This window comes from Acidobacteriota bacterium, from assembly GCA_035529075.1.
Lineage (GTDB): Bacteria > Zixibacteria > MSB-5A5 > GN15 > FEB-12 > DATKXK01.
The window spans coordinates 48,552-70,948 of record DATKXK010000006.1 but is presented as its reverse complement, the minus strand read 5'-3'; the positions used below and the strand labels follow the sequence as shown (position 1 = coordinate 70,948).

17 protein-coding genes are annotated in these 22,397 nt (G+C 59.5%); 8 read left to right on the top strand and 9 right to left on the bottom strand.

Annotated features, from left to right (window positions below):
* Positions 1-327 precede the first annotated feature (327 nt).
* From VMY05_02140 to VMY05_02125, 4 genes are all read left to right on the top strand, one after another.
* Complete coding sequence (locus tag VMY05_02140) at positions 328-951, top strand: class I SAM-dependent methyltransferase (GenBank protein HUV29882.1); 624 nt, start codon at positions 328-330, stop codon at positions 949-951.
* 275 nt (positions 952-1,226) lie between these two features.
* Positions 1,227-4,355 carry an FG-GAP-like repeat-containing protein gene (locus VMY05_02135; protein HUV29881.1) on the top strand — a complete coding sequence of 1,043 codons (3,129 nt, stop codon included), beginning with the start codon at positions 1,227-1,229 and terminating at the stop codon, positions 4,353-4,355.
* Between the two features lie 114 nt (positions 4,356-4,469).
* Entirely contained in the window at positions 4,470-4,754 is a 285-nt protein-coding gene (locus tag VMY05_02130) for a GYD domain-containing protein (GenBank protein HUV29880.1), read from the top strand.
* Positions 4,755-5,178: 424 nt separating this feature from the next.
* On the top strand, positions 5,179-6,648 hold the full coding sequence (locus VMY05_02125) for a sodium:solute symporter (protein HUV29879.1): 1,470 nt from the start codon (positions 5,179-5,181) through the stop codon (positions 6,646-6,648).
* Here VMY05_02125 and VMY05_02120 read toward each other — a convergent pair.
* From VMY05_02120 to VMY05_02095, 6 genes are all read right to left on the bottom strand, one after another.
* Positions 6,638-7,966, bottom strand: coding sequence for an alginate export family protein (locus VMY05_02120; protein ID HUV29878.1), 1,329 nt, complete (start codon positions 7,964-7,966; stop codon positions 6,638-6,640). The genes VMY05_02125 and VMY05_02120 overlap by 11 nt on opposite strands.
* Before the next feature lie 140 nt (positions 7,967-8,106).
* Entirely contained in the window at positions 8,107-9,516 is a 1,410-nt protein-coding gene (locus tag VMY05_02115) for a hypothetical protein (GenBank protein HUV29877.1), read from the bottom strand.
* The gene (locus VMY05_02110; protein HUV29876.1) at positions 9,517-10,113 is read right to left on the bottom strand and encodes a penicillin-binding protein activator LpoB; all 597 of its coding nucleotides are present in this window, start codon (positions 10,111-10,113) and stop codon (positions 9,517-9,519) included. It abuts the gene before it with no gap.
* Positions 10,114-10,267: 154 nt separating this feature from the next.
* On the bottom strand, positions 10,268-10,969 hold the full coding sequence (locus tag VMY05_02105; protein ID HUV29875.1) for a sugar phosphate nucleotidyltransferase: 702 nt from the start codon (positions 10,967-10,969) through the stop codon (positions 10,268-10,270).
* Positions 10,970-10,987: 18 nt separating this feature from the next.
* Entirely contained in the window at positions 10,988-11,986 is a 999-nt protein-coding gene (locus tag VMY05_02100) for an SDR family NAD(P)-dependent oxidoreductase (GenBank protein ID HUV29874.1), read from the bottom strand.
* Between the two features lie 82 nt (positions 11,987-12,068).
* Positions 12,069-14,249 (bottom strand): tetratricopeptide repeat protein, encoded by a 2,181-nt coding sequence (locus tag VMY05_02095; protein ID HUV29873.1) that lies wholly within the window; start codon positions 14,247-14,249, stop codon positions 12,069-12,071.
* Positions 14,250-14,431: 182 nt separating this feature from the next.
* Here VMY05_02095 and lptB point away from each other — a divergent pair, with 182 nt between their 5' ends.
* The 4 genes from lptB (at position 14,432) to raiA (ending at position 18,118) form a co-directional block, all read left to right on the top strand.
* Positions 14,432-15,157, top strand: coding sequence for an LPS export ABC transporter ATP-binding protein (gene lptB, locus VMY05_02090; protein HUV29872.1), 726 nt, complete (start codon positions 14,432-14,434; stop codon positions 15,155-15,157).
* A 142-nt stretch (positions 15,158-15,299) separates the two neighbouring features.
* On the top strand, positions 15,300-16,703 hold the full coding sequence (gene rpoN / locus VMY05_02085) for an RNA polymerase factor sigma-54 (GenBank protein HUV29871.1): 1,404 nt from the start codon (positions 15,300-15,302) through the stop codon (positions 16,701-16,703).
* A 75-nt stretch (positions 16,704-16,778) separates the two neighbouring features.
* Positions 16,779-17,732: a class II fructose-bisphosphatase gene (glpX, locus tag VMY05_02080; protein ID HUV29870.1), complete on the top strand. Its 954-nt coding sequence runs from the start codon at positions 16,779-16,781 to the stop codon at positions 17,730-17,732.
* 26 nt (positions 17,733-17,758) lie between these two features.
* Positions 17,759-18,118 (top strand): ribosome-associated translation inhibitor RaiA, encoded by a 360-nt coding sequence (gene raiA / locus VMY05_02075; protein ID HUV29869.1) that lies wholly within the window; start codon positions 17,759-17,761, stop codon positions 18,116-18,118.
* 79 nt (positions 18,119-18,197) lie between these two features.
* On the opposite strand, the gene VMY05_02070 is transcribed toward raiA, so the two are convergent.
* From VMY05_02070 to VMY05_02060, 3 genes are read right to left on the bottom strand one after another with little or no spacing between them, the layout of a single operon-like run.
* Entirely contained in the window at positions 18,198-19,118 is a 921-nt protein-coding gene (locus tag VMY05_02070) for a hypothetical protein (protein HUV29868.1), read from the bottom strand.
* A complete protein-coding gene (locus VMY05_02065; protein HUV29867.1) occupies positions 19,096-20,118 on the bottom strand; it encodes a DMT family transporter in 1,023 nt (340 codons plus the stop codon). The genes VMY05_02070 and VMY05_02065 overlap by 23 nt, the downstream gene beginning before the upstream one ends.
* Positions 20,119-20,159: 41 nt before the next feature.
* Positions 20,160-22,388 carry a P-loop NTPase fold protein gene (locus VMY05_02060; GenBank protein ID HUV29866.1) on the bottom strand — a complete coding sequence of 743 codons (2,229 nt, stop codon included), beginning with the start codon at positions 22,386-22,388 and terminating at the stop codon, positions 20,160-20,162.
* Between the last annotated feature and the right edge of the window lie 9 nt (positions 22,389-22,397).

Genomic DNA, 22,397 nt, shown 5'->3' with positions numbered 1-22,397 from the left:
CCCGGCACGGGTTCAGGGCCGCTCCAACTCGCCTCGCCGACAACATCCCAGGAATCCTCTTAAATATTAAGAGTATGCGGCGGAATGTCCTGGCCGCCCACCCTGCCGCGGATCGGCCGAGTGACACCCTAACTGATTGTTATATAGCATATTACTCTGCCTGCAAGGGCCCCGCCCGATTCGCCCGCCCGGGGAACCGCCCGGCACAGGAGTCTGGTTCCTGTCTGTGGTTGCAGTTCCGCCCGCGGGGTTCATCGGGCTTGACCTGAACCGCCGGTCCTTGTACCGTTACCATATTCAATCCGACCTGGGCATTCGCGGAAAGACGTGCAGGCAGACAACATTGGCTTCTGGAGGCGCTTCGCGCGCCATTATGACGGCTTCATGGCCAGGTTTCTGCCCGACTACGGGGACGTTGTAGACCGACTGATATGGGACGTGCCGTATGCTGAACATCTGCTCGAGGTGGCCACCGGCACCGGCACCATTGCCCTGGCTCTCGCCCGGAAGGTACAGACCGTCGACGCCGTCGATATCGCCCCGGAAATGATCGAGATTGCACGACGCAAAGCCGTCCAGGAACGCATCACCAACGTCACCTTCACGGTGCAGAACGCTTACGATCTTGAATTCGAGGGGGGCCGGGTCGACGTCGTCCTGTGCGTCAACTCGCTCCACGTCATGAAAGCCCCTCAGCGGGCGCTTGAGCAAATTCACCGCGTACTGAAACCGGACGGGACCCTCTTTGCCCTCAGTTACTGCCATGGGGAGAACCTGCGCTCCCGAATTGCCTCGGCCGTCGTGAGCCTGGCGGGTTTCAGAGCCTACCAGAAGTTCACCGTGAAGAGCTTTACGGAGCTTATCGGTCACAGCGGCTTTGTCGTGGTCAACGAGGACGTCTTCCGGGGGACGCCGCCGTTGGCCTATGTAACGGCTCAACGAGTGTCATGACCGCCAGGCTGTTGCTCTTCCAAAGCACGTGCCGGCATTGGTGTCGCCTGCGAGCTTGACATTTTGGACAAAATCGGTAAAATTAGATAAGCGCGAGGTGCATCACGCTCCGCCTGATGACCCCGGGCCAAGAACTCGCGCCCGATGTCACTCGTCAGTAGCGACAGGCAGCGTGTGTACTTCAAACGTATCATTCAGTTGGTCAGTCTCTGTCAGATCATTAGATAAGTTCAGTGCGCAGGGTTAGTCAGGCGTTTCACCTTAAGGGAGGGAACATGCGCAGACTTTTTCGGCTTGCCGCCGCAGCGCTCCCGCTTGCGGCTTTCGTTCTACGCGGACCCGTTTTCGCCCAGGGCCCGCAGGTCGTATCCACCTCGCCGTCTCAGCACGGACTCCACGTGCCGACAACAGCGGACATTTCGGTGACCTTTGATACCGATATGAACGGGGCGACCATCGACGTAACCACCTTCGTGGTTAACACGCGATCCGCAGGTTTCAAGAGCGGGGTCATCAACTATGATGGCGGGACAAGCACGGCCTCCTTCACACCGGCTGAGGTCTTCACCGTGGGTGAAGTCGTGACGGTTGTGCTGACAACGGGCATCCAGTCATCCGGCGGGTCCCCCCTTGAGAACAGCTTTTCCTGGTCGTTCACGGCAGCAGCCGATACCGGTACGGGCATCTTCGCACCGCACGTCGACTATCCAGCCGGCGGCCGCCCCTACCAGATTTATGCCGCTGATCTCGACGGCGACGGTGATCAGGACCTGGCGGGTGCTCTTTACTATGACAACCAGGCGTCCGTTCTTCTGAACAACGGGGAAGGTACATTTGCCCTGGATGCCACTTACCCGGTGGGCGCCTCGCCGATATCAATTCATGCGGGCGATCTGGACCGCGATGGTGATCTTGACCTGGCCACGGCCGACCGCATGGAAAGCAGCGCGACCGTGCTGTTCAACAATGGTGACGGCACATTCACACCCGATTCTGTTTACCCGGTCGGGAGCTACTCGACGGCAATCGAGATTGAGGATATCGACGGCGATGGCCACCTGGACCTCATTGTTTCAAATGGGGATCCGGACAATGTCTCCGTGCTGCTGAACAACGGCGACGGGACTTTTGCCCCCCGTACTGATTACTATGTCGGCCCTTCTCCGTGGGGGGTCTGCGCTGCCGATCTTGACAACGACGGCGACATGGACCTGGTCACACCGGTCTGGGGCGTGTGGCAAAGCGCTATAGTCCTGCTGAATGACGGGACCGGTGCCTTCACCTGGTCCGAGAAATACTATCTCGGCCCTGATCCTCGCGAGATTTACGTGACCGACCTTGACGGCGACGGTGATGCCGACCTGGTTTCCGCCAACAGCTCCTGGCCGACTGACTCAGGCAGCATGTCCTTCGTCAAGAATAACGGCAACGCCACCTTTGCCCCCCAGATGACCTATGGCGTCGGCGGCGAACCGTGGACGGCGTACGCGGCCGATCTCACCGGCGACGGCTCACAGGACGTAATAATCGGGAACACACGCTCGGGCACGATATCCCTCTTTTTCAACAACGGGAGCGCGACGTTCCCCCCGAGGTCCAGCTACGAAGTTGCCCCGGGACCGGCCGCCGTCGTTGCGGCCGACTTTGACGGAGACGGAGACCTCGACGTCGCCACGGCAGGCTACGGCGCAGGGAACGTCTCGATTCTCATAAACACGAACATTCCCCACTTTCTCGCCCATGGACCGGTCCAGAATGCCCTGAATGTGCCCGTATCCGCTCCCGTTTCGGTAACCTTCGACATCGACATGGACGGGGCAGTTTTTGATTCTGCGACCATGCCCGTCAACGGCACGAGTATGGGGTTGTACGACGGGATTTACAGCTACGATGACCAGACGCGAACGGTGACTTTTGATCCGGCGACCGACTGGCCCGCCGGAGAGGTCGTCACCGTTACATTGACCACAGACATCTTGTCGTATCACGGCCTGCCCCTCGAGAGCAGCCATTGCTGGTCATTCACGGCAACCGCCGCGCACGAGGCCGGCTACTTCGAACCGCAGGTCAGCTACGCGGTCGGCGATGAGCCGATGTCGGTGGCGGTGGCGGACCTCGACGACGATGGCGATCTCGACGCGGTAACCGCCAATCGGTCGTCCAACAGCGTCTCCGTCCTCCTGAACGATGGAGAGGGCACTTTGGTCCCGTTTTCCGCTTATCCGGCAGGTGACGATCCCGTTGCAGTCATCGCCGCCGACCTGGACGCCGACGGCCATCCTGACCTGGCTACGGCAAACGAGCTGTCAGATGATGTTTCTGTCCTTCTGGGCAGGGGAGACGGGTCCTTCGAAGCTCAGACAGCGTTTTCGATAGGCGGCAGGCCGACGTTCCTGTGCGCGGTCGACCTGGACCGCGACGCGGACCTCGATCTGGCCGTCACAAACGCCGACTCCGATGCCGCGACCATCCTGCTGAACGCCGGCGACGGTACGTTCACCAACAGCGGCTCATATCCGACCGGCGACGCGGCGGGGATCGTGGCGGCTGACCTCGACACCGACGGGGATATGGACCTGGCGGTGAGCAACTGGTCGGGTCCTCCTGATACGGTCGGTTCCGTGTCGATCCTATTGAACAACGGGGATGGCACCTTCGCCGCGAAGACTGATTTCGCCGCCGGTCTCGGCGCCCAGTTTGTGTGCGCTTCGGATCTCGACGCTGATGGCGACATGGACCTGGCAGCGGTCAGTCATTACAACGAGAGTGTCTCGGTGCTGCTTAACAATGGTGACGGTACCTTTGAGGCGTACACGCCGTATGCGGTCGGAGAGGGTCCCCGGGTGGTCGTGGCAGCCGACTTCGACGGCGATGGTGACCCCGACCTGGCTGCTACCAATTACTACAACTACAACGTCTCCGTACTGGCCAGCAACGGCGACGGTACGTTCGCCCCGCAGGCGGTCTATGCGGCAGGCTCCAACCCACACGGCCTTTTTGCCGCCGACCTCAACGGGAACGGCACAATGGACGTCGTGACCGCAAACGCAGGCAGCGACAGCCTGTCGGTTCTGCTCAATCAGATCGGAACCGACGTGGAGCCGGTCCCGGGCAGCATTCTACCGGAGACCTACAGCCTTGAACAGAACTACCCGAACCCGTTCAACCCGAGCACGAGGGTCCAGTTCTCGTTGCCGCGCGTCACGCACGTCAGGCTTACCGTACTCAACGTCCTGGGTCAGGAGGTCGTCACCCTGGTCAGCCGTACACTCCCCCCGGGACAATACGAAGCTGAGTGGAATGGCGTCGACGCGCACAACGAACCTGTCGCAACCGGACTATATCTGTACCGCCTTCAGGCCGGGGATTACGTCGAGACGCGAAAGATGATGCTGTTGAAGTAGGTCCTGGCCGGACCGGTCCCGGCAGGGTGCGGCAACGCCCCGGAAACATATCCGTTGATGGCCGCCCGTCATTCTTGTATAGTAGGCTACAATCTGTAAGCCCAAGGAGCATCTATGGTGTCCTTTATCATGGCTCTGACCATCAACCCGAACGCCAAGAAGCTGCACCCCGACCTCTCCAACCAGGTCAGTGAGTCGCTCGAGGTCTTCGCCAAGCACAGCGTGAAAGTCCAGGACCTGTACGCGACTCTCGGACGGTACGATTACCTGGCTATCTTCGATGCCCCTGACCAGGCAGTGGCCTTCAGGGTGGCCGCCGACATCAACAACCTGGGCATCCTCGAAACGGAAACCTGGCCGGTAATCCCGTACGATGACTTTTCGCAGCTCATTGGCTGACTACCGTTGCGGCTGAAGAGGCCGGCCGCACTGACAGTCCTCCGCTAAGCACCGTACGCAAGACGCCCGTTCGACCCGGCTGCAACCGGTCCGGGTCCTGGAGCACACCCGAGGCCGCCACCTTGCCGGCACCTCGTTTCCTGAAAAGTGACCACGTGATAACATGACCTAATCGGTCACAATTGGGCGGGCGCGTGGCGGCGTTCCCGAATCAATGAAGCTTCAAAGCATCCCGGATCGGTTTTGATACTTGTGTTCTCCCAACGTCATTACTAACCTTACTTACCTTGAGACTGAACTTCACGCAACAGCGACCGTGGACAGGCGTTATGCTCCTTGAACAAGCCCCGACCCACCATCCCGGTAACCAGACTGCCCCGATGACAAAGTCCATCTCGCGTACTGAACGAACCGGGGAGAAAAGATGCTTGTAAAGGCGATTGTAATTGCGGCGTTTGCCCTGATGACCCTGCTGATCGGTGTCGTCGGGTTAAGAAGAACCCGGTCTTTTTCGGACTTTTTTCTGGGCGGCGGTAAAGTCGGCCCCTGGATGACGGCATTCACATACGGGACAGCCTATTTCTCGGCGGTTCTCTTTATCGGCTTTGCCGGCAAGGTTGGTTGGGGTTTCGGTTACTCCGGCCTGTGGATTGCCGTCGGAAATTCCTTACTCGGGGTGCTGGCGGTCTGGTGGCTGCTCGGGGCCAGAATCAAAGCAATGTCCGTGCAGTACCAGGTGGCCACCATGCCCGAGTTTCTGGAGAAGCGGTACAACAGCAGGTTCCTGAAGCTGTTCTCGTCGGCGTCCATATTCGTGTTCTTCATTCCTTACTCGGCTGCCGTGTTCATCGGCCTCTCGTACCTCTTCCAGTCGAACTTCAACGTAGGTTACCCCATAGCGTTGCTGTTCATGGGACTCTTCACCGCTTTGTATCTAGTGATGGGCGGGTACAAGTCGATGACTATTATCGACGTCACCTTCGGCATGATCATGATCGTCGGCGTGCTCATTCTGCTGTGGAGCACCGTCGACAAGGCCGGCGGCCTTGCCGGCATTACGGCCGGGCTTTCGTCTATCGACCCGAAACTGACCCGGGCGGTCGGGCCACCCGGCCTGTGGCCGCTTTTCTCCCTGGTGTTTCTGACCAGCGTGGCGCCCTTCGCCATGCCGCAACTGGTCCAGAAGTTCTACGCCATCAAGGACAAACGCTCGATCCGGATCGGCATGGTGGCGTCTACCGTCTTCGCGGTGCTCATCACCGGCATCGGGTATTTTACGGGTGCCACCACGCGCTTTTTCCTCTCACCTGAGGTCACCCCAAAGGCCTTCGCCGACGGAAAACCGATATTCGACGTCCTGATGCCTGAACTGCTGGCCAACGTCATTCCGCAATCCCTGTCCGTTCTGATTCTGTTGCTGATTCTGGCGGCCTCGATGTCGACCCTGGCGGCACTGGTGCTGGTCTCCAGTTCGTCGGTGGCCAAGGACCTGTATGCGGGATTCATCAACACGCAGGTATCGGACAGGCGGTTGACCGCCCTGATGAGAATCCTGAGTGCCTTCTTCGTGCTCCTGTCGGTCGTCCTGGCTTATTTCAGGCCCAGCACGATCGTCACCATCCTCGGAATCTCCTGGGGGGCTATCGGTTCAGTCTTTCTCGGACCCTTCATCTGGGGATTGTTCAGCAAGAGAGTGAACGCATTCGGCGCCATCTCCTCCTCGGTACTGGGTCTGGCCGCCTGCCTGATCACCTACCTCCAGGGGACGCCTTCCCCCCAGGCGGGGACAATCGGCATGATAGTCTCTCTCGTGGTTAATCCCGTGTTCAGCCTTTTCAGACCCGCCCCGGCCGCCGGAGGTGTCCCGGACCGGGGAGGGGACTCTATATCTTGAACAGGAACTCGACCCGGGCCCAGTGGTAGGGGTCCGCCCTGTCGTAGGGGTAGCGGTTCGCCCGGCTGAAGTAGTAGTTCCCGGGGTTGAAACTCTCCCACAGAATGTGGCCGGACAGGTACTTGCTGATACGGAAGTCCAGTTTCGCAATCAGCATGTCCCCCCGGGTTTTGCCGGTTCCATAGGGGAAACCGGCCGATGCGTCCGGGCTTTCGGGCGCCATCAGGTGACGATAGACCAGGTGCAATTGCATGTCATCCGGCAGATCGAAACGAACACCCGCATGCAGGGAAATGAAGTTCGTCCAGTAAGCGACCGCGCGTTCATTCGCAAGCGTGTAGATGAATGATTCGCTCCACTTGGGCCAGCGAGCAAACACCGGATCCCAGCCTTCATGGTCGCCGGTCCCGGGGTCGTCGCCGCTCAGGTAGATAATACCGCCCGTAAATGAGCCGGGCAGGTAGGCCGGCCATGCCGTCGCATAGGTCAGGTACCCGTACCCGCCCAGGGCGGATCGGTCAGCGTCACCGTACTTGCCGAACTGGTAGGCTCCCTCCGCGGTCGCGGAAAGACGCGGCATCACCGCTCCCGTGACCCGAGCGCCGACCGTGTTGATCTCGGACTGGTTCGGACGTGAGTAAGTAGCCCGCATGTTCTTTCGTATGACGTAGGCATGCAGGTCTGCTTTCCCGACGGGCCCGGCAAAATACACCCCGAACCCGACCTCCGGCTGCTCGATCAGTTGCTTGTCCTGATCGTTGATAATGGGCAACAGGTCATCATTCTCCGGCTGATATACGTAGAAAAGCGTCAACTGCCTGTCCGCGCCGAACAGGTAATCGAGGCGGGCCGCATTGAAGTAGATCGTCCGTGATCCGTCCAGTGGGTACCCGTCCATCATCACGAAGCCCTCCCCCAGGATGAGGTTCTGACGCCCCACCGTTATGGTTGCCGGACGTCCCAGGGCCTTGCGCCAGCGGAGGTATAGTTGATCGACAATGACCTCGTCGAGATCGAAATCCCAGTATTGGGGCACGAAATAGTAACGGAACTCGTTGGTCAACTTAAGGGCCGCCTCGAAACGGTCGGACGGCAACCACTGACCTGTTACGCCTATGCGCTGACGGACAAAAGAACGGGAGTCAGATGACCACCAATCACGGTCGATGGTGTTGTCCCACGTGGTCATGCGAAACCGTTCCGAGACGTTCAATCTGAAGTTGGGATGAATCTGCCCCCACTCGGTCCCGCCGAGCACCGCCTCTCGACCGCCGAGAAGGCACGCAAAGATGGCTATTGCGATCAGTTTTCTGCTCATGGCTGCCCTCCGTACATCTATTGGAGTTGCCGATTAGTCCGGACCGATGAAACGGCCTGCCCCGTGCAACGGTCCTCCAAGAGTACGTTACGTACACATCTTTGTCAACGTGTGATCCGATGCCGTGTGCCTGGCGGCCGTCAGTTGGGAAGATGCGCCTGGATCAGGTTCAAACCCCGCCGGGTGACCCGGAATTCGGGAAACCGCTTCCTGGTGATCAGTTGATCGCCGGCGGCGTAGAATTCGACCGTGATGTCGTACGTACCGGGCGCAAGGTCGAAATCACCCACGTGGACCCGGCCGGGCAGCAGTTGCGACGAACGCAGGTCGGCGTTTTCAGTAAGGTCGGCGCCCGCGTCGATCGCCAGCTTTTTCAGCCAGCCCTCCAGCCCGCCGGTGTCCGACTGCTCCTTGAGCTTGTGGGTGGCCAGCCCCTTGGCCACCGCCCGGGCGACCGCACGGATATACATGAGCGTCTTCTTTGCGTCAAACGTCTCCCCGGCGACGCTGGAAACGTCCTCCAGGAGTTGAAGCTCGCCGATAGGATCGGTGCCCGCCAGGATGCGAATGCGTTCGACGACGGACGGGCGCGGCACAAGAACCGGAATCGCAAACTTGAAATAGTAGTCGGCACGTACGTCCAGCGGCAGGTGCCCGTACTCGGTGTCCTTGCGTTGCGGGTCGGTGTAGAGAATCTGGACCAAACCGAGGTCCTTGTCCGTGCGCAGGCGCAGGTTCAGGGCCTCCTTTCTTGGAGCCAGACCGGTCACGGCCACCACCGAGAGGATGGCCCCCTCTTCGGATTGATAACGGACGTCGGGCATGGGAAAACCGTAGACGTACGGTTGCACGGCGAACGCCTGCCTGAGCAGATCGTAGTCGATCCGGGCGTCGTCCCACTTGCCGTCGGCGGCGTACAGATGCATGCTCAGGTAGCGGGCAAAAGCGTCGTTGTGAAAGCGCACGCGCGCGGCTTCATAGGATATGCCGAAGCCGGCGCTGTCCTTGTCGATTCCCTCCTGCAGGGCGGCGACGGCGTCACCGTACTTCAGTTCGAGCAGTTCCAGCTTCTCGTTGGCCCGTCGGACTTCGACGAAGGCGTCGTCAAACTTCCCCAGGGCCAGGTAGTTGAGGGCCTTAATGAGATTGGTGTAGAGGATTTCGTAATCTTCGCCCGCATACTCGAGAACGTTGTCATTGAGCAGGACCGTCGCGGCTGCTCTCGAGATGCTCCGGGTGAACAGTTCCTCGGCGGCCGTCTCGCCGAGGTGAAGCTTCTCGTTGCTGGTCTGGGCGTCACCCGCGTAGTAGGCGGCAAGGCCGGCATCGATGAAATACAGCAGGCGGTCCTTGTTGGCGTACTGGCCGGATTCCCTGGCTACCTCCAGTTTTGCCGCGGCCGCCTCGTAGTCCCCGGTCCTGACGTCGGCTATGACCGGATCATAAAAGCCGCGGCGGGTTGCCAGCGAACTGCAGCCGGCCGACAGACCCGCCGCGATCAACAGCACCGCGCCGATTCGAAAATGCTGGGATCGACAGGCCCGCGTCATTTACGTTTTCCACTTACCCTGTGTAATCCCCTTCTTGATTTTCTTGGTGCCGATCCACGCCTTCTCGATTGTCTCAACATCGATCAGTTCCAGATCGGTCTGGTAGAACACCACCCGCGTGCCCTCTTCCTGGTCAATGATCGTCTTGATCGAGCCGACCAGCACGAAATCGGCGCCCGTCTCCTCGCGGAACCGCTTCATCGTCTCGCGAGAGGAAAACTCCTGTTGCTCCTGGCGTTCCTCGCGGATCTCAGCGCGCTGATCCTTGGCGGCAACAAAGCGCACCTGGCCGGAGTTGATCAATTCCCGTTCGAAGTCCTTGGTGAACGTCTCGGTGTTGATGTGCTCGCTGGTTTCGTTGCGGATCGATCCTACCGTCACAACCGGCTTTTTCCCCTGGGCGGCGGCGTATTCGGTCAGCCAAGCCCGCGAAAGGCAGTCGGAGATCATCTCCTGCGCGACCAGCCGCGAGTCGGCATCGTTCCACTTACCGCTCAGGTCCGTGGTCGACCCCGGGTCCAGCCGTGTGACCGTCTTTGAGCCTCCACACCCCACCACCAGGGCAGCCAGTAACAGAATCGCGAAGCTCCCTTTCATACCTGTACCTTCCCTTGTCTAAAGAACACGAAAACCTGGTTTCCATCCATAGTCGCAATTCGGCCATATGTATATGACCGCGCCCCGGCGGTGTCAACAAATGTAAGTGTGCCCGGCCCGGCCTTCGGCAGGCGCGGGGAAACCTCCCCCGAACTCACACCAACCACGTATTGATCCGATCGATATCCGTCTGCGCCCGCTCGTAATCGTCGGGCCGGCCGATGTCCAGCCAGTAGCCGTCGTACGGAAAAGCGCGTATTCTCTGGTTGCGTTCAAGGAGGCGATGCATCAGGTCATCGAAGCCGAACGGCTCGTTTTCGGGAACGAAATCCAGGACCGACCGCGAGAATACGTACATCCCCATCGAGACTGACAACTCCTGTACCGGCTTCTCGGAAAAACCGGTCACCAGGCGGTCAGCGCCCACCTCGAGCACACCGTAATCGATCTTCTCCCGGCGCCGGTGCGTGGCTACCGTCAGCAGGGCCCCCGACTGAACGTGATCCTGGTACAGGTCGAACACGTCCAGGTCGGTCAGGATATCGCCGTTGGCCACCAGGAAGTGTTCCGGCAGACCGTCTATCTGCCTGAGCGGCCCTACCGTCCCCAGCGGGCGGTCCTCAACACAGTAGTGCAGGTCCAGCCCGTACTGGCTGCCGTCCCCGAGCACCGACCGGATCAGGTGTGCCAGATGGTTGACGGCCAGATAGACCGTACTGACGCCGGCCTTTTGAAACTGTGTCAGTAGTATTTCAATGATCGGGCGCTGCCCGACCGGAACCAGCGGCTTGGGCAGATCAGCCGTGTACGGCTTGAGCCGCGTTCCCTTGCCGCCTGCCAGCACTACTGCCTGCATAACCCTTCGACCCGTTCTCTATATCACGTACTGATCAGCCATGTAGCCGGGTAGATCCCGATGGTCGGCCAGCCACCGAATCGTTCGGCGAAGTCCCGCCTCGAGCGGCACCGTCGGCGCCCACCCGAGCAGCCGTTCGGCCTCTGAGCGCTTGCACAGCAGCCGCTGAACCTCTCCGGCCTCGGGCCTGACCCGTTGTGGATCGGTCTCGATTGTTGCCTTCACCTCCATCAGGTCCGCGATCTTCTGCGCCAGGTCACCGATGGAGATCTCCGTCTCCGAACCGAGCTGTATTACTTCACCGACCGTGCGATCCTTCCCGGCGGCGGCGAGAAATCCTTCGACAACGTCATCGACGTACGTAAAGTCTCGCTTCGGGACGACGTTGCCGAGTTTGATCACGCGCTTACCGGCCAGCAGTTGGACGATGATGGTCGGAATGACCGCACGCGCCGACTGGCGGGGTCCGTACGTGTTGAACGGGCGGAGAATCGTCACCGGCAGGCCGAACGAGCAGTGAAAGGAAACTGCAAGCTGGTCGGCCGCTATCTTCGTAGCCGCGTACGGGGACTGCCCCACGAGGGGATGGTTCTCGTCGATCGGCACGTACTGCGCGTTGCCGTATACTTCCGACGTCGACGTGTGAATCACCTGGGCAACGCCATGGCGGCGGGCCGCCTGGAGCACGTTAAGCGTCCCCCTGACGTTGGTGTCAACGTAGCTGTCCGGTGACCGGTAGGAGTACGGGATGGCCACCAGCGAGGCGAGGTGGAAGACAATATCGGCGCCGGCCGTTGCATCCGAGACAACGTCCGGATCACGGATATCGCCCGGGACTATCCGGATTTTTTCCCTCAGGGCGGGCTCGGTCTGATCCAGCCAGCCCGCGTGACCGAACGCATTGTACCAGATCATGGCCCGGACTTCGGCACCGCGCCGCACCAGCAGTTCAGCCAGATGAGACCCGATAAATCCGTCCGCCCCCGTGATAAGCACCTTCTTCTCGCTGATCGGCATGATCGTCCGCTCCCCCGGCCCGGAAGCTCATTCGGCTCCGGCCCGACGCCGAGCCTGGACCGAAAACTCCCGAACCGTCGTCTTACAGTTTAGCCAGCATGTCTTCGGCCTGCACGAGCTTTTCTCCCCAGAGCCCGAGGTCGATTGCTTTCTCGAGGTTCTCCCGGGCCGCCGGTTTGCCGTTCCTGAAATCGGCCAGCCCGATGTAGTAGTAGGCGTCCGGACTGTCGGCGTACGAATGGCTGGCGCGGCTGGCTTCGCCCCGCATGAAGTCGATCTTGTCGCTCTGCAGGTAGACGTGGCACAGGTTCATCAGTGAGGCCAGAGAGCCACCGTCGAGAAAGACGGCCGTGCGCGCAAGATTTTCCGCCTTGCGAAAATCGGTCGCCGTGGAGGCGAGACACCGCGAGTAGTACGTGTTGACATCCACGTTTCCGCGCGCCGATTTCAGCAGCTGCTCGAATTCCTCCCCGGCTCTCTCAGTTTCGCCCAGCCCGCAGAGGGACCAGGCTCTGATCGCCCCGGCGGCGGCGTTTTCCAGTTCGAGAGCCAGACCTTTGTCGGCCAGCACCAGGGCCGTGTCGTACTCACCGCGGTCAGCCTGCCACCTGCCCGCGGCTACGTATGCGTCGGGGTTTTCCGTATTTGCCTGGACGGCCAGCGTTATGACCTCCGCCGCGCCCTGAAGGTCGTCCTTCCTCGCCAGGGCGTCGGCAAAATCTACGTACCATGCCAGGTCGCCCCGGTCATGCATGTAATTTGCCCTGAACTTCTCTTTTGCGGCCTCAAGGTCACCGGTTCGAGCCAGTATGGCGGCCTGCCGCAGGAGCAGATCCGGATACGCATCGACCAGAGGGGCATGGTTTTTCATGACGTCCCGCGCCTGCGCAAACATCTGGCGCCGCTGGTACATGTCGACCCAGCCCTCCAGCGCCGGCCGGTAGTAAGGGTCGTGCTGCAACGCCCGGCGGTAGTACTGCTCAGCGTCGTCGTACAGGGCGGACAGCCTTCGAGCACAGACGTCCGCCAGCCCGGTCAGCCACGATGGGTCGCTGCCGTGCTCGGCCAACAGCGAGTCAACCCTTGCATTGAACTCCTTCATCATGCGGTTGCGGCGCAACATGAAAAGATCGGCCAGCCAGAATTCCTTCTCCCCTTTTTTGAAACCCTGGGTACCGCGCATCATCACCGGCGACGATGGAAGATCAGGGATGATCTGCCCCACCAACTCGATTTCATCGTTCATGAAGTCCCGAAACGACTGAACGTAATCGGACCGACCCACGTTGGAACGAGCCATGTCCAGGTCACCTATACACGTCATCATGTCAGATATCATCCAGCGAGTCTTCATGTCGTAAATGATGGGGCTGATCCTGCCATCGTGGAGCTGCCAGAACCTGGCGGTCGCTTTCTCGGCCGCGTGGCTGTCCCCCTCGGACCAGTAGTAGTGCATCCGCATGACGGAGATTACCGAGCCGGTGTGATCCTGAGCCGCCACCGGCTGCATCAACCGGCGGGCATCATACAGGTACCGGTGCTCCAGGCATCGGAAGAAATGATCCTGGCGGCGCTCGAAACCCGGTTTACCTGCCTCAAGCGATTTCGCGCTGAACATCATGGCCGAATCCACCAGACCCCGGTCCTCGCAATACTCGGCGGCAAGGACGTAAAACTCCGGCGTCTCTACTCCGGCGGCAAGCGCCTGCTCAAACGTCGCGGCAGCGGAATCTCGCTGCTGGCGATGCACCTGAAGACGGGCAGTAAGTATGTCGACCGGCCCTTCGCCCAGCCCGGAGGCCACCGCGCCGCGCAACGCCTCCTCCGCGGCGTCAAAGTCTCTGATTCGGATCAGCGCGGCCACCCGCCGACCGCGGACGAGCGGATCGCAGCCCGGAAGGGCCGCGGCCGCCGCGTATTTCCGGACAGCATGCTCCGCCTTGCCCAGCCGCAGGTACACGCGAGCCGCCGCCGCATGGGCGGGCGCATATGAGGGGGCCACCTCGATGACGGCCATATAAACCTGTAAAGCATCATAGAACAGGAACTGGCTCTCCAGGGCCAGCCCGGATCCGTACCGGCCTGCCGGCGACGCAGGGAAATCAGCCGTAAGCCTGCTGAATGTCTCATCGGCTTCGGCAAACTGATATTTCTCAATCTGCTTCGTTCCCTCATCAAGGAGGGACTGCTGCTGCTCCTGCGGGGACTTGGCACAACTCGCCACCAGAGCGATCAGGGCGGCGAGAACGAGCGATCTCTTCATGGGTATCCTTTGCCTCTGGTCTTGGTAATCGCCAGGTTACGGGTAACTGGGTAGTACATAATACCATTTATACGCGCCCGTAAAGCATTATTTCCACGAGGGATACGCAGCGTAAGCAAATTTTGTGCTTCCCGTGTAGAATAAAATTGTGTTTGACCTTCCTGACGGCGTATATTGATAGCATGACAATCTTGAAATCGAGACATTTATTGAAGTACTACCGGAAGCGGGCGGTCGTCGACGACGTTTCGATCGTAGTGGAACCGGGAGAGGTCGTCGGGCTGCTCGGCCCCAACGGAGCCGGCAAAACTACCACCTTCTATATGATTATCGGGTTTATCCGGCCCGACGGCGGACGGGTCTTTCTCGGCGACGCCAACATCAGCAGGTGGCCGATGTATCGCCGGTCAAGTCTCGGTATCGGGTACCTCCCGCAGGAAGCCTCGGTCTTCAGGAAAATGACCGTCGAGGACAACATCATGGCCATCCTGCAGTTCCGGAATATGACCAACAAGCAGCGGCGCGCCCGCCTGGAAGAACTCCTCGGTGAACTTGATATCGCTCACCTTCGAAAAAACAAGGCCTATACCCTGTCCGGCGGCGAACGCCGCCGCGTGGAAATCACCCGGGCTCTCGTTAACGAACCAAAGTTCATTCTCCTGGATGAACCGTTTGCCGGGATCGATCCCATCGCGGTGGAAGACATCCAGAAGATCATTCGCCGCCTGGTGGAACGTGGACTCGGAGTACTTATTACCGACCATAACGTCCGCGAAACACTGTCGATATGCAGTCGAGCCTACATTATGTGTGACGGCAAGATTCTCAAGTCGGGAGGCTCTGAGTACCTGGCCAATGATCCCGAGGCAAGGAGAATCTACCTGGGAGAGAAGTTCAGGCTTAACTAGAACGGGCGCCGGACATTTGTTGAATAAATGAACGAAGTCGGATGACCGTATAAACCGGTTGCGCCACGGTTCCGATATTGAGTTGCAGAGAACACACCTTGCCGGAATGTCGACTTAAGCAAATACTGCGTTTGAAAAGACCATGAAACTCGAGCTCCGAACATCACTAAGGCTGACCCTTGCCCCGCAGCTGATACAGTCGCTCAAGATGCTGCAAATGCCTCTGCTCAAGCTGGAGCAGACGCTTCGTCACGAACTGGCCGTGAATCCGCTGCTGGAGGAAGTGGAGGAGCTTGAAGAACCGGCCGAGGACACCGCCGAAGAGCAGGAGAGCGATCCCGACGAGCCGGCCGACGACGAAAAGTCGGACGATTTCGACTGGGACGAGTTCCTGTTCGACGACGAGGAAGGATACAAGGTCCGGGAACACCGTGAGACGGAAGAATCGCGCCTGGAGGGGACCGCCGCGTCCTCCCGGAACCTCTACGACCATCTCGCCGAGCAGTTGTCCTACCTGCGGCTGTCGGAGGAAGACCAACTCATCGGAGAGTACATCATCGGCAACATCAACCCGGATGGTTACCTGGCCTTCTCTGTCCCGGAGATGGCCGCCGAGCTCGAAATTGCAGAGGAGAAGATCAGCCGGGTTCTCGAACTGATACAGAAGTTCGACCCGACCGGGGTGGGAGCCTGCAATCTCCGGGAGTCACTCCTGATCCAGCTCCGGGAAAAAAAGATGGAGCACACGCTGGCCTACCGGCTGGTCGATGAACACATCCGTGATCTCGAGAAAAAATCCACGCTGCAGATAGCCAAGATAATGGGCGTGCCGTTCGAACGCGCGCAACGGGCGCTGGAGACCATCAGGAGCCTGTCGCCGACGCCCGCCTACGGACGTTTTGACCCGGCGGCGGCACCGATTGTTCCCGACCTGATTGTCGATCGCTACGGCGAGGATTTCGTCGTTTACCACAACGACCGGAACATTCCGCAGCTTCGCGTCAACGCGAGCTACAAGCAGCTTATCAGGCGGGGCAGCGCCACGCCGGCGGATACCAAGGCCTACGTGCGGCAGAAGCTGGAGCAGGCTCGCTGGCTTCTGAACGCCATCAACCAGCGGCGTTCGACCATGATCAGGGTGATGGAGGCGATTATCGGGGAACAGCGCGAGTTCTTTGTGAAAGGCCCGGCCTTCCTCAAGCCGCTGATAATGGAGGACATCGCCCAGATAGTCAATATGAACGTGGCCACTATCAGCCGCGTGTCAAGCGGGAAGTACGTGCAAACTCCGCTGGGCGTGTTCGAAATCAAGTATTTCTTCAATACTGGCATTTCCAAAGATGACGGCGAGGACGTTTCCAAACGCTCGGTCAAGCAGCGCATTGAAGAAATCATCAATGCAGAAGACCCTCAGAAGCCATATTCCGACCAGGAAATCTTCCGGATGCTCAACGAGGAAGGCATCAGGTTGGCCCGGAGGACCGTGACCAAGTATCGCGAAGAGCTAAGGATAAAACCGGCGCGGTTCAGGAAACGAATTGCTTAGTCGAGAAATCATCAACCGGTCCGGTCGGTAAATCGTACAGAACAATGGACTATCGTTATCGGATGACCGCGTATCGTGGATCGAAATCTTGCGCTTGAAATGGTGAGGGCCACTGAGGCGGCCGCTCTGGCGGCCGCCCGCTGGATGGGCAGAGGCAACGCCCAAGCCGCCGACCGGGCCGCCGTCGAGGCCATGCACCACGCCTTCAACTCCATCGCTTTCAAGGGAAACATTATCCTCGGCGAGGGGGACCGGGAGCGGTTCCCCATGCTCTATACGGGCCAGCGGGTCGGCTGCGGCACCTCCGACGAGGTGGACGTCGCCGTGGATGCCCTGGAATGCACCAACTCGGTGGCCTTTGGACGTACCAACGCCCTGGCCGTCGTGGCCATGGCCCCCCAGGGAGACTTCCTGAAGCCCCCGGTGAGCTATCTGGAGAAGATCGCCGTCGGGCCGGAGGCGGCCTCGGTTATCGACCTGTCTGCCCCTATCGAGGAAAATTTGGAGCGCATTGCCAACGCGAAGAAATACGGTGCCTCTGACCTGACGGTGGTGATCCTTGACCGGCCGCGGCACGAGGAACTCATTGCGCGGGTGCGCGATACCGGCGCGCGCATTCACCTGATACCGGACGGCGACGTGGCGGCGGCGGTTGCCACCTCCACCCCCGGGACCGGCATTGACGTGCTGGTCGGCACCGGCGGGTCGGTCGCCGGGGTGCTGGCGGCGGCGGCGCTGCGCTGCCTCGGCGGCGAGATGCAGGCCCGGCTGTCTCCGCTCGGCGACGAAGCCGAGCGGCTCAAGGGCACGGAATACGAGGACCTCAGCCGCCTTTACCGGGCCAGCGACCTGGCCCAGGGGGACCACGTCATGTTCGCGGCCACCGGGGTTACCGACGGCGACATGCTCAACGGGGTGCGCTACCGGGCCGACGGCGCCACCACTCACTCCGTGGTCATGCGTCAGTCCACCCGAACCAAGAGGTACATTGTCACGGAGCACTTTTTTGACTATAATCCAGAGTACTAAACCGGCATGGAAAGGAGAGACTCGGCATGCAGAAGGTGATAACGGCGCGCCATTTTGATCTCACCCCGGAGCTTCGGCAGAAGGCTGAGGCTGAGATGGACGGATTGACACGGTACTTTGACAACATCATTTCCGCCGAACTGATCCTTGACATGGAACGGCACCGCCGCATGGCCGAACTAAAGGTCAAAGTCTACAAGGATGTTCTCACCAGTTCCGCCGAGACCGACGACATGTACAGTTCTATCGCCATGGCGGTCGACAAAATGAAGGGCCAACTGAAAAAGTACAAGGGCAAGCTGAAAGGAAAGAGACCCGATCAGATTGCCGACGTCACCGAGGCCGCCACCCGGCCGTCGACCGACGAGGACGAAGTCGACATCTGACGTTCAACGGACCAGCGCCAGGCCGCCCTTGGCAGGGCGGCCTTTTTTTTGCGGCGGAAACCGGCCGAACCCACCCGCATCACAGAGTGTCAAGGTACTCGCTGACAAAATGCCAGTTCATTTTGGCTTCGAAGTTGAGCCGGGCGGGCGGCAGGGCCTCCGCGGCGACAAGATCGAACGAATCGAATTCACGCCGCGATGGTTCGGTGCCGTTCAGCCGGCGGGCCAGCCCGGACGCGTCGAGGGTTGTCCGTATCAGCGAAAACAACTGCGGCCGTTCCCCCCGGAAAATCTCCCGCGCATACGCGAGAGGCTCCAGGGTGTATTCGTCCGGACGCAGGTTCAGTTCCTCGGAGATTTCGGCCGCCATCTGCGCCCTCAGCAATTGTTCAAGGTTCTCAAATCGGTCGGTGAAGTCCACCACTCCGGCCACCGACGGGCCATACTCCCCGGCCAGCGTTGCCACCTTCCCGGTTCGCTTCACTTGCAGCACCAACGGACCTCGCGCACCGGCGGTCAGGAGCATGCCCGATACGCCCAGACATATGCAGAGCGGGTTATCCGTCACGGCATGGGAGCGGCACTGCGGTTTGTAGTACTCGCGCAGGGTCCCTCCGGCATCGGCAAACAGCGGGTGCTCAACATCGAGAGCAAAGCAGCTTCCGGAAGACTGCTCATACGCGGCCTCCTGTACGGCCATTATCGGCGGCCTTGCAGACGGATCGAACGAGACCAGCTTCATTACAGTGGGGCCATCCAGAAGCCGCCCCTGCCGCCTCAGTTCCGTCGCGATTTCATCCGCGAATCGGGCAATGCGCGTGTCCGAGAAACGATAACGCCCGGGCACGCAGCGCACGGCAATGTCTCGCGGATCGACCGCGTCCCTGCCGAAGAATCGAATAATGTCAAAATAGCCGCTGTCCCGGGTCGGGCCAGCCGCCCGCTCGCTGAAATACCGGGCGAGAAAGGCCTGAAACTTAGAATAATCCAGATAGCTCATCGGCGAAAAAGAGCAGCACCATGCCGCCCACGGCAAGCAGCGCGCCTATCAGCGCGCGAAAGGTCACCTTTTCCCGGTAGTACGCTATGACGACCGGGATGATCAGAATCGGCGTGGCGGCGTTCAGCGTGGCGGCAATACCGGCCGGAATCATGGTCACCGCCACCAATGACAGCCAGACTCCCAGAAACGGGCCCATCGTCGCACCTCCGGCCGCAAACAGAACGGCCCGACCGTTCTTGAATGCGCTCACGTTGGCACGCAGGCGCCCGCTGAGGCCGGCGAACAGCCAGATGACAATCAGCGATGACAGCATCCGGATGAACGACGCCGGCATGGGATCGAGGATACCTCCCGCGTTCAGCATGGCGTGTTTGGAGAGCACCAGACCGGCCGCCTGCCCCAGCGCCGCCGCCAGCCCGAGAAGGACGCCTTTTAAGAGCGTGCCGGAATCAGGGTGCTCCCGATGCAGGTTGAACTGATTCGATCCGCCGTAGCGCCGTTCCAGCACCACCCAGCTTAGTCCGGCTATTGTTATGCCTATCCCGACGAGATGAAGCAGCCCGAGTTGTTCGCCAAGAAGGAACCAGGCGATCACCGTCGCCATGATCGGCGCCGTCGACCACAGCAGCGTGGTCAGGCGCGGTCCGATCATGACGAGCGCCTTGAACCCGCACCCGTCGCCGAGCACCAAGCCGATGAAGCCCGACAGCGCCAGCCAGAAGACCTGGCTGCTGTTGAGATCCTCGGGAAAAATCCGGCCGGTGGTGACAAGAAGGACAATACAGTAGATCGTCACGGCAAAGAGCAGGCGGATGGAATTGACGCGGAACGAGCCTATGCGCCGCCCGGCCTCGGAAAAAAAGACGGCCGTAAACGACCAGCAGAACGCGGTGCCAAGTGCGGCAAGCTCACCCAGGTACGGCATCCGGCCAAGATACGCCCCCCGGCCCGCAAAGGCAAATCGCGGGATAGTGATCTGCCCGCGCAACCAAAGCACCCAATGCTCCGCACATGGCGCAAAACACGTATGGGCGTGGCCTAGAGACGAGTCCGCTTCCAAGGCTTTGGGTCATGTACATACCGGTCAAAGTCCCGTAGGAAAACGTCGAACGCCAGCTTGACTTCATCGGGCGCATCTGGAGCCAAAAGAGTCGTACGCATGCGCCGGCGAATAGCACCCAGATCGGTAATATACTCCAGCGCAGGGAAATCGTATCGGTAGTCCACCTTCCCAGCAATTTGCCCTATGGCGACGCTCTCCGAACGCACAAGGTACCGCGTCACAAAGCGTTGGAAGTTGATGTCATCTTCAAGCATACCACGGAGGGAGAATTCAAACTCTTTGGGTTCCGAAAAATCTTTTGCGACCCTGAGTATGAAGACAAGATGCCGATGTTCAAGGGGGGCCCCGGCTTTCATCCAGGCCAGGGCACGCTCAGCAGCTTGCCGACAGAGGATCCCTTGCGAGTTTGCGGGGGCCAAGGCTTGCTGTCCAGTTTGCTTTTCTGCCTCCACGGCAGCAACAGCAAACACGGCCAGTGGTCCAAACACACCCTCGGATTGCGCGAAAGCCTGCTGTAGCAGGTAAGCCCTCGCTTCATCGCTGGAACCAGCAACGAGTTGTGTAACCAAATTCGTTAGCCAAAAACGTATGGGGATTCCCCCCATTACCCCTTCGTCCCGGGGTAGATAATCACTTACGTCGAAAAGGAAGGCTACTATGTTGGAAGGATTTGTCCCGGCGGACACGACCATAGGCATCGCCGCCTCGAGGTGCTCAAGCAGCCGTCGCAGCCCGGGAGTGTAATAGTATTTCGCAAGCGATTCAACCGCTGTGCGGCAACCGCTCACGTGCCCGAGATTGGCGATAAGGAACTGCACGTCTGCATTTGGTATGTCACCCACATAGTTTGCGTACAAGAAGTATCGGTCGAAGATTTTCGCGGAACAAACCCGCAGGTCACGAAGCCATTCCTGCTCAGACGCTGTATCCGGACTCCAATCATCGTCACAATGCTGAAGCTGCGGAAACAGATCCCTCAGCAGCCCATCGAGAAGAGGACGGTACTTGGTTTCTACACGGTCTAAAGTGTCATCGAGCGCCTTTCGCGCAAGTTTGTCTTCCTTTCGCGGAACGCCAAATGGGTCCGTTGGATCATCGACATAGACAAAAATACCTTTATTCCGGCGGATAAAATCGTACACGTCAGGGAAGCATACACTGATGGTTTCCACGGCTACAAAATCCAGCGGGTTTACTTCGACGGTATTGTCACGGCAGACGAGATTTGCGTTAAGACAGATCCCATTCACAATCCGCTTCACGTCGCGAAAGCTCGTGACAAAATGCCGGATGTACTGCAAATAGCAGTTCGACCAGCGTTGCTCCGACCAGTATTGTTCGGCCGTCGCCGGAAGGCGCTCCAGTACCGTGTCAAGCGTGGACGTGAAATACTCTCCTAAAACGACTCTGTCGGGCGGCGGAAGCGCAAATTCAATCTGCACTATCTTTTCAATGAAGCTCTCGTATTCCTGACAATACTCCCTTTTCAGTGCTGCTCTCACCACTGCCTCATCATACGCGAGCACGTATGACAGACCCCTGAAATCACCATTGTTCTTCACTACTTGAAACACGTCGCAAATATCTTGTGGCGGAAGGCGGTCGACATCGTCTATCAGCACTACTACCGTCTTCGCCAGATCATCCAAACGTTTCTGTATTTCCTTCTTAAGCTCAAGCAGGGGTCGTCCGTTCTGGCCCGCCCGCTTCCGAAGCCACATGGCCATCATTTCGAAAAGCCGACGCACCCGGGACAGCTTCTCCCCGACCGGTGTCAGGCCAACGCCCGTTCCTTCTAAAGAACGCGCGTACAACGCGTACTTTTCGAGCCGCCCCGCCAACTCACCGGCCACCTTCTGTTTTCCTTCAGCGGTCTGCCACCATATAACTTTACCCAGCTCAGTGAAGAAGTTCGGCAGTTGGCATTCGTTGGCATACAGCCAGGGGTTATACCGAAAGACGATTATGCCCTTCTCCGTGGAGAGCTTGTCAAATATCAGACGGACGAAATTCAGAAACGTGGTTTTCCCTGAACCCCAACTCCCCTTTATCCCGACCACATAGCCCTTCTTACCGCTGTTCAATAGCAGAGCATCTACTACATTATCAGCAAGCCGCCCCCACCCCAGCAGATCGTCGTCGAGCGATTCCAGCGGAACGTCCGCTAGAAACCGCACTTCCTTTTCCTCCTGGTTTTCCCCCATAAAACCTCC

What these genes read in the sequence shown, in the direction of transcription:
- VMY05_02095 (HUV29873.1), bottom strand. Translation starts at nt 14,249, where the DNA reads ATGAAGAGATCGCTCGTTCTCGCCGCCCTGATCGCTCTGGTGGCGAGT.
- rpoN (HUV29871.1), top strand. Translation starts at nt 15,300, where the DNA reads ATGAAACTCGAGCTCCGAACATCACTAAGGCTGACCCTTGCCCCGCAG.
- VMY05_02100 (HUV29874.1), bottom strand. Translation starts at nt 11,986, where the DNA reads ATGCCGATCAGCGAGAAGAAGGTGCTTATCACGGGGGCGGACGGATTT.
- VMY05_02115 (HUV29877.1), bottom strand. Translation starts at nt 9,516, where the DNA reads ATGACGCGGGCCTGTCGATCCCAGCATTTTCGAATCGGCGCGGTGCTG.
- VMY05_02125 (HUV29879.1), top strand. Translation starts at nt 5,179, where the DNA reads ATGCTTGTAAAGGCGATTGTAATTGCGGCGTTTGCCCTGATGACCCTG.
- VMY05_02135 (HUV29881.1), top strand. Translation starts at nt 1,227, where the DNA reads ATGCGCAGACTTTTTCGGCTTGCCGCCGCAGCGCTCCCGCTTGCGGCT.
- VMY05_02110 (HUV29876.1), bottom strand. Translation starts at nt 10,113, where the DNA reads ATGAAAGGGAGCTTCGCGATTCTGTTACTGGCTGCCCTGGTGGTGGGG.
- VMY05_02105 (HUV29875.1), bottom strand. Translation starts at nt 10,969, where the DNA reads ATGCAGGCAGTAGTGCTGGCAGGCGGCAAGGGAACGCGGCTCAAGCCG.
- VMY05_02120 (HUV29878.1), bottom strand. Translation starts at nt 7,966, where the DNA reads ATGAGCAGAAAACTGATCGCAATAGCCATCTTTGCGTGCCTTCTCGGC.
- lptB (HUV29872.1), top strand. Translation starts at nt 14,432, where the DNA reads ATGACAATCTTGAAATCGAGACATTTATTGAAGTACTACCGGAAGCGG.
- VMY05_02130 (HUV29880.1), top strand. Translation starts at nt 4,470, where the DNA reads ATGGTGTCCTTTATCATGGCTCTGACCATCAACCCGAACGCCAAGAAG.
- VMY05_02070 (HUV29868.1), bottom strand. Translation starts at nt 19,118, where the DNA reads ATGAGCTATCTGGATTATTCTAAGTTTCAGGCCTTTCTCGCCCGGTAT.
- VMY05_02060 (HUV29866.1), bottom strand. Translation starts at nt 22,388, where the DNA reads ATGGGGGAAAACCAGGAGGAAAAGGAAGTGCGGTTTCTAGCGGACGTT.
- raiA (HUV29869.1), top strand. Translation starts at nt 17,759, where the DNA reads ATGCAGAAGGTGATAACGGCGCGCCATTTTGATCTCACCCCGGAGCTT.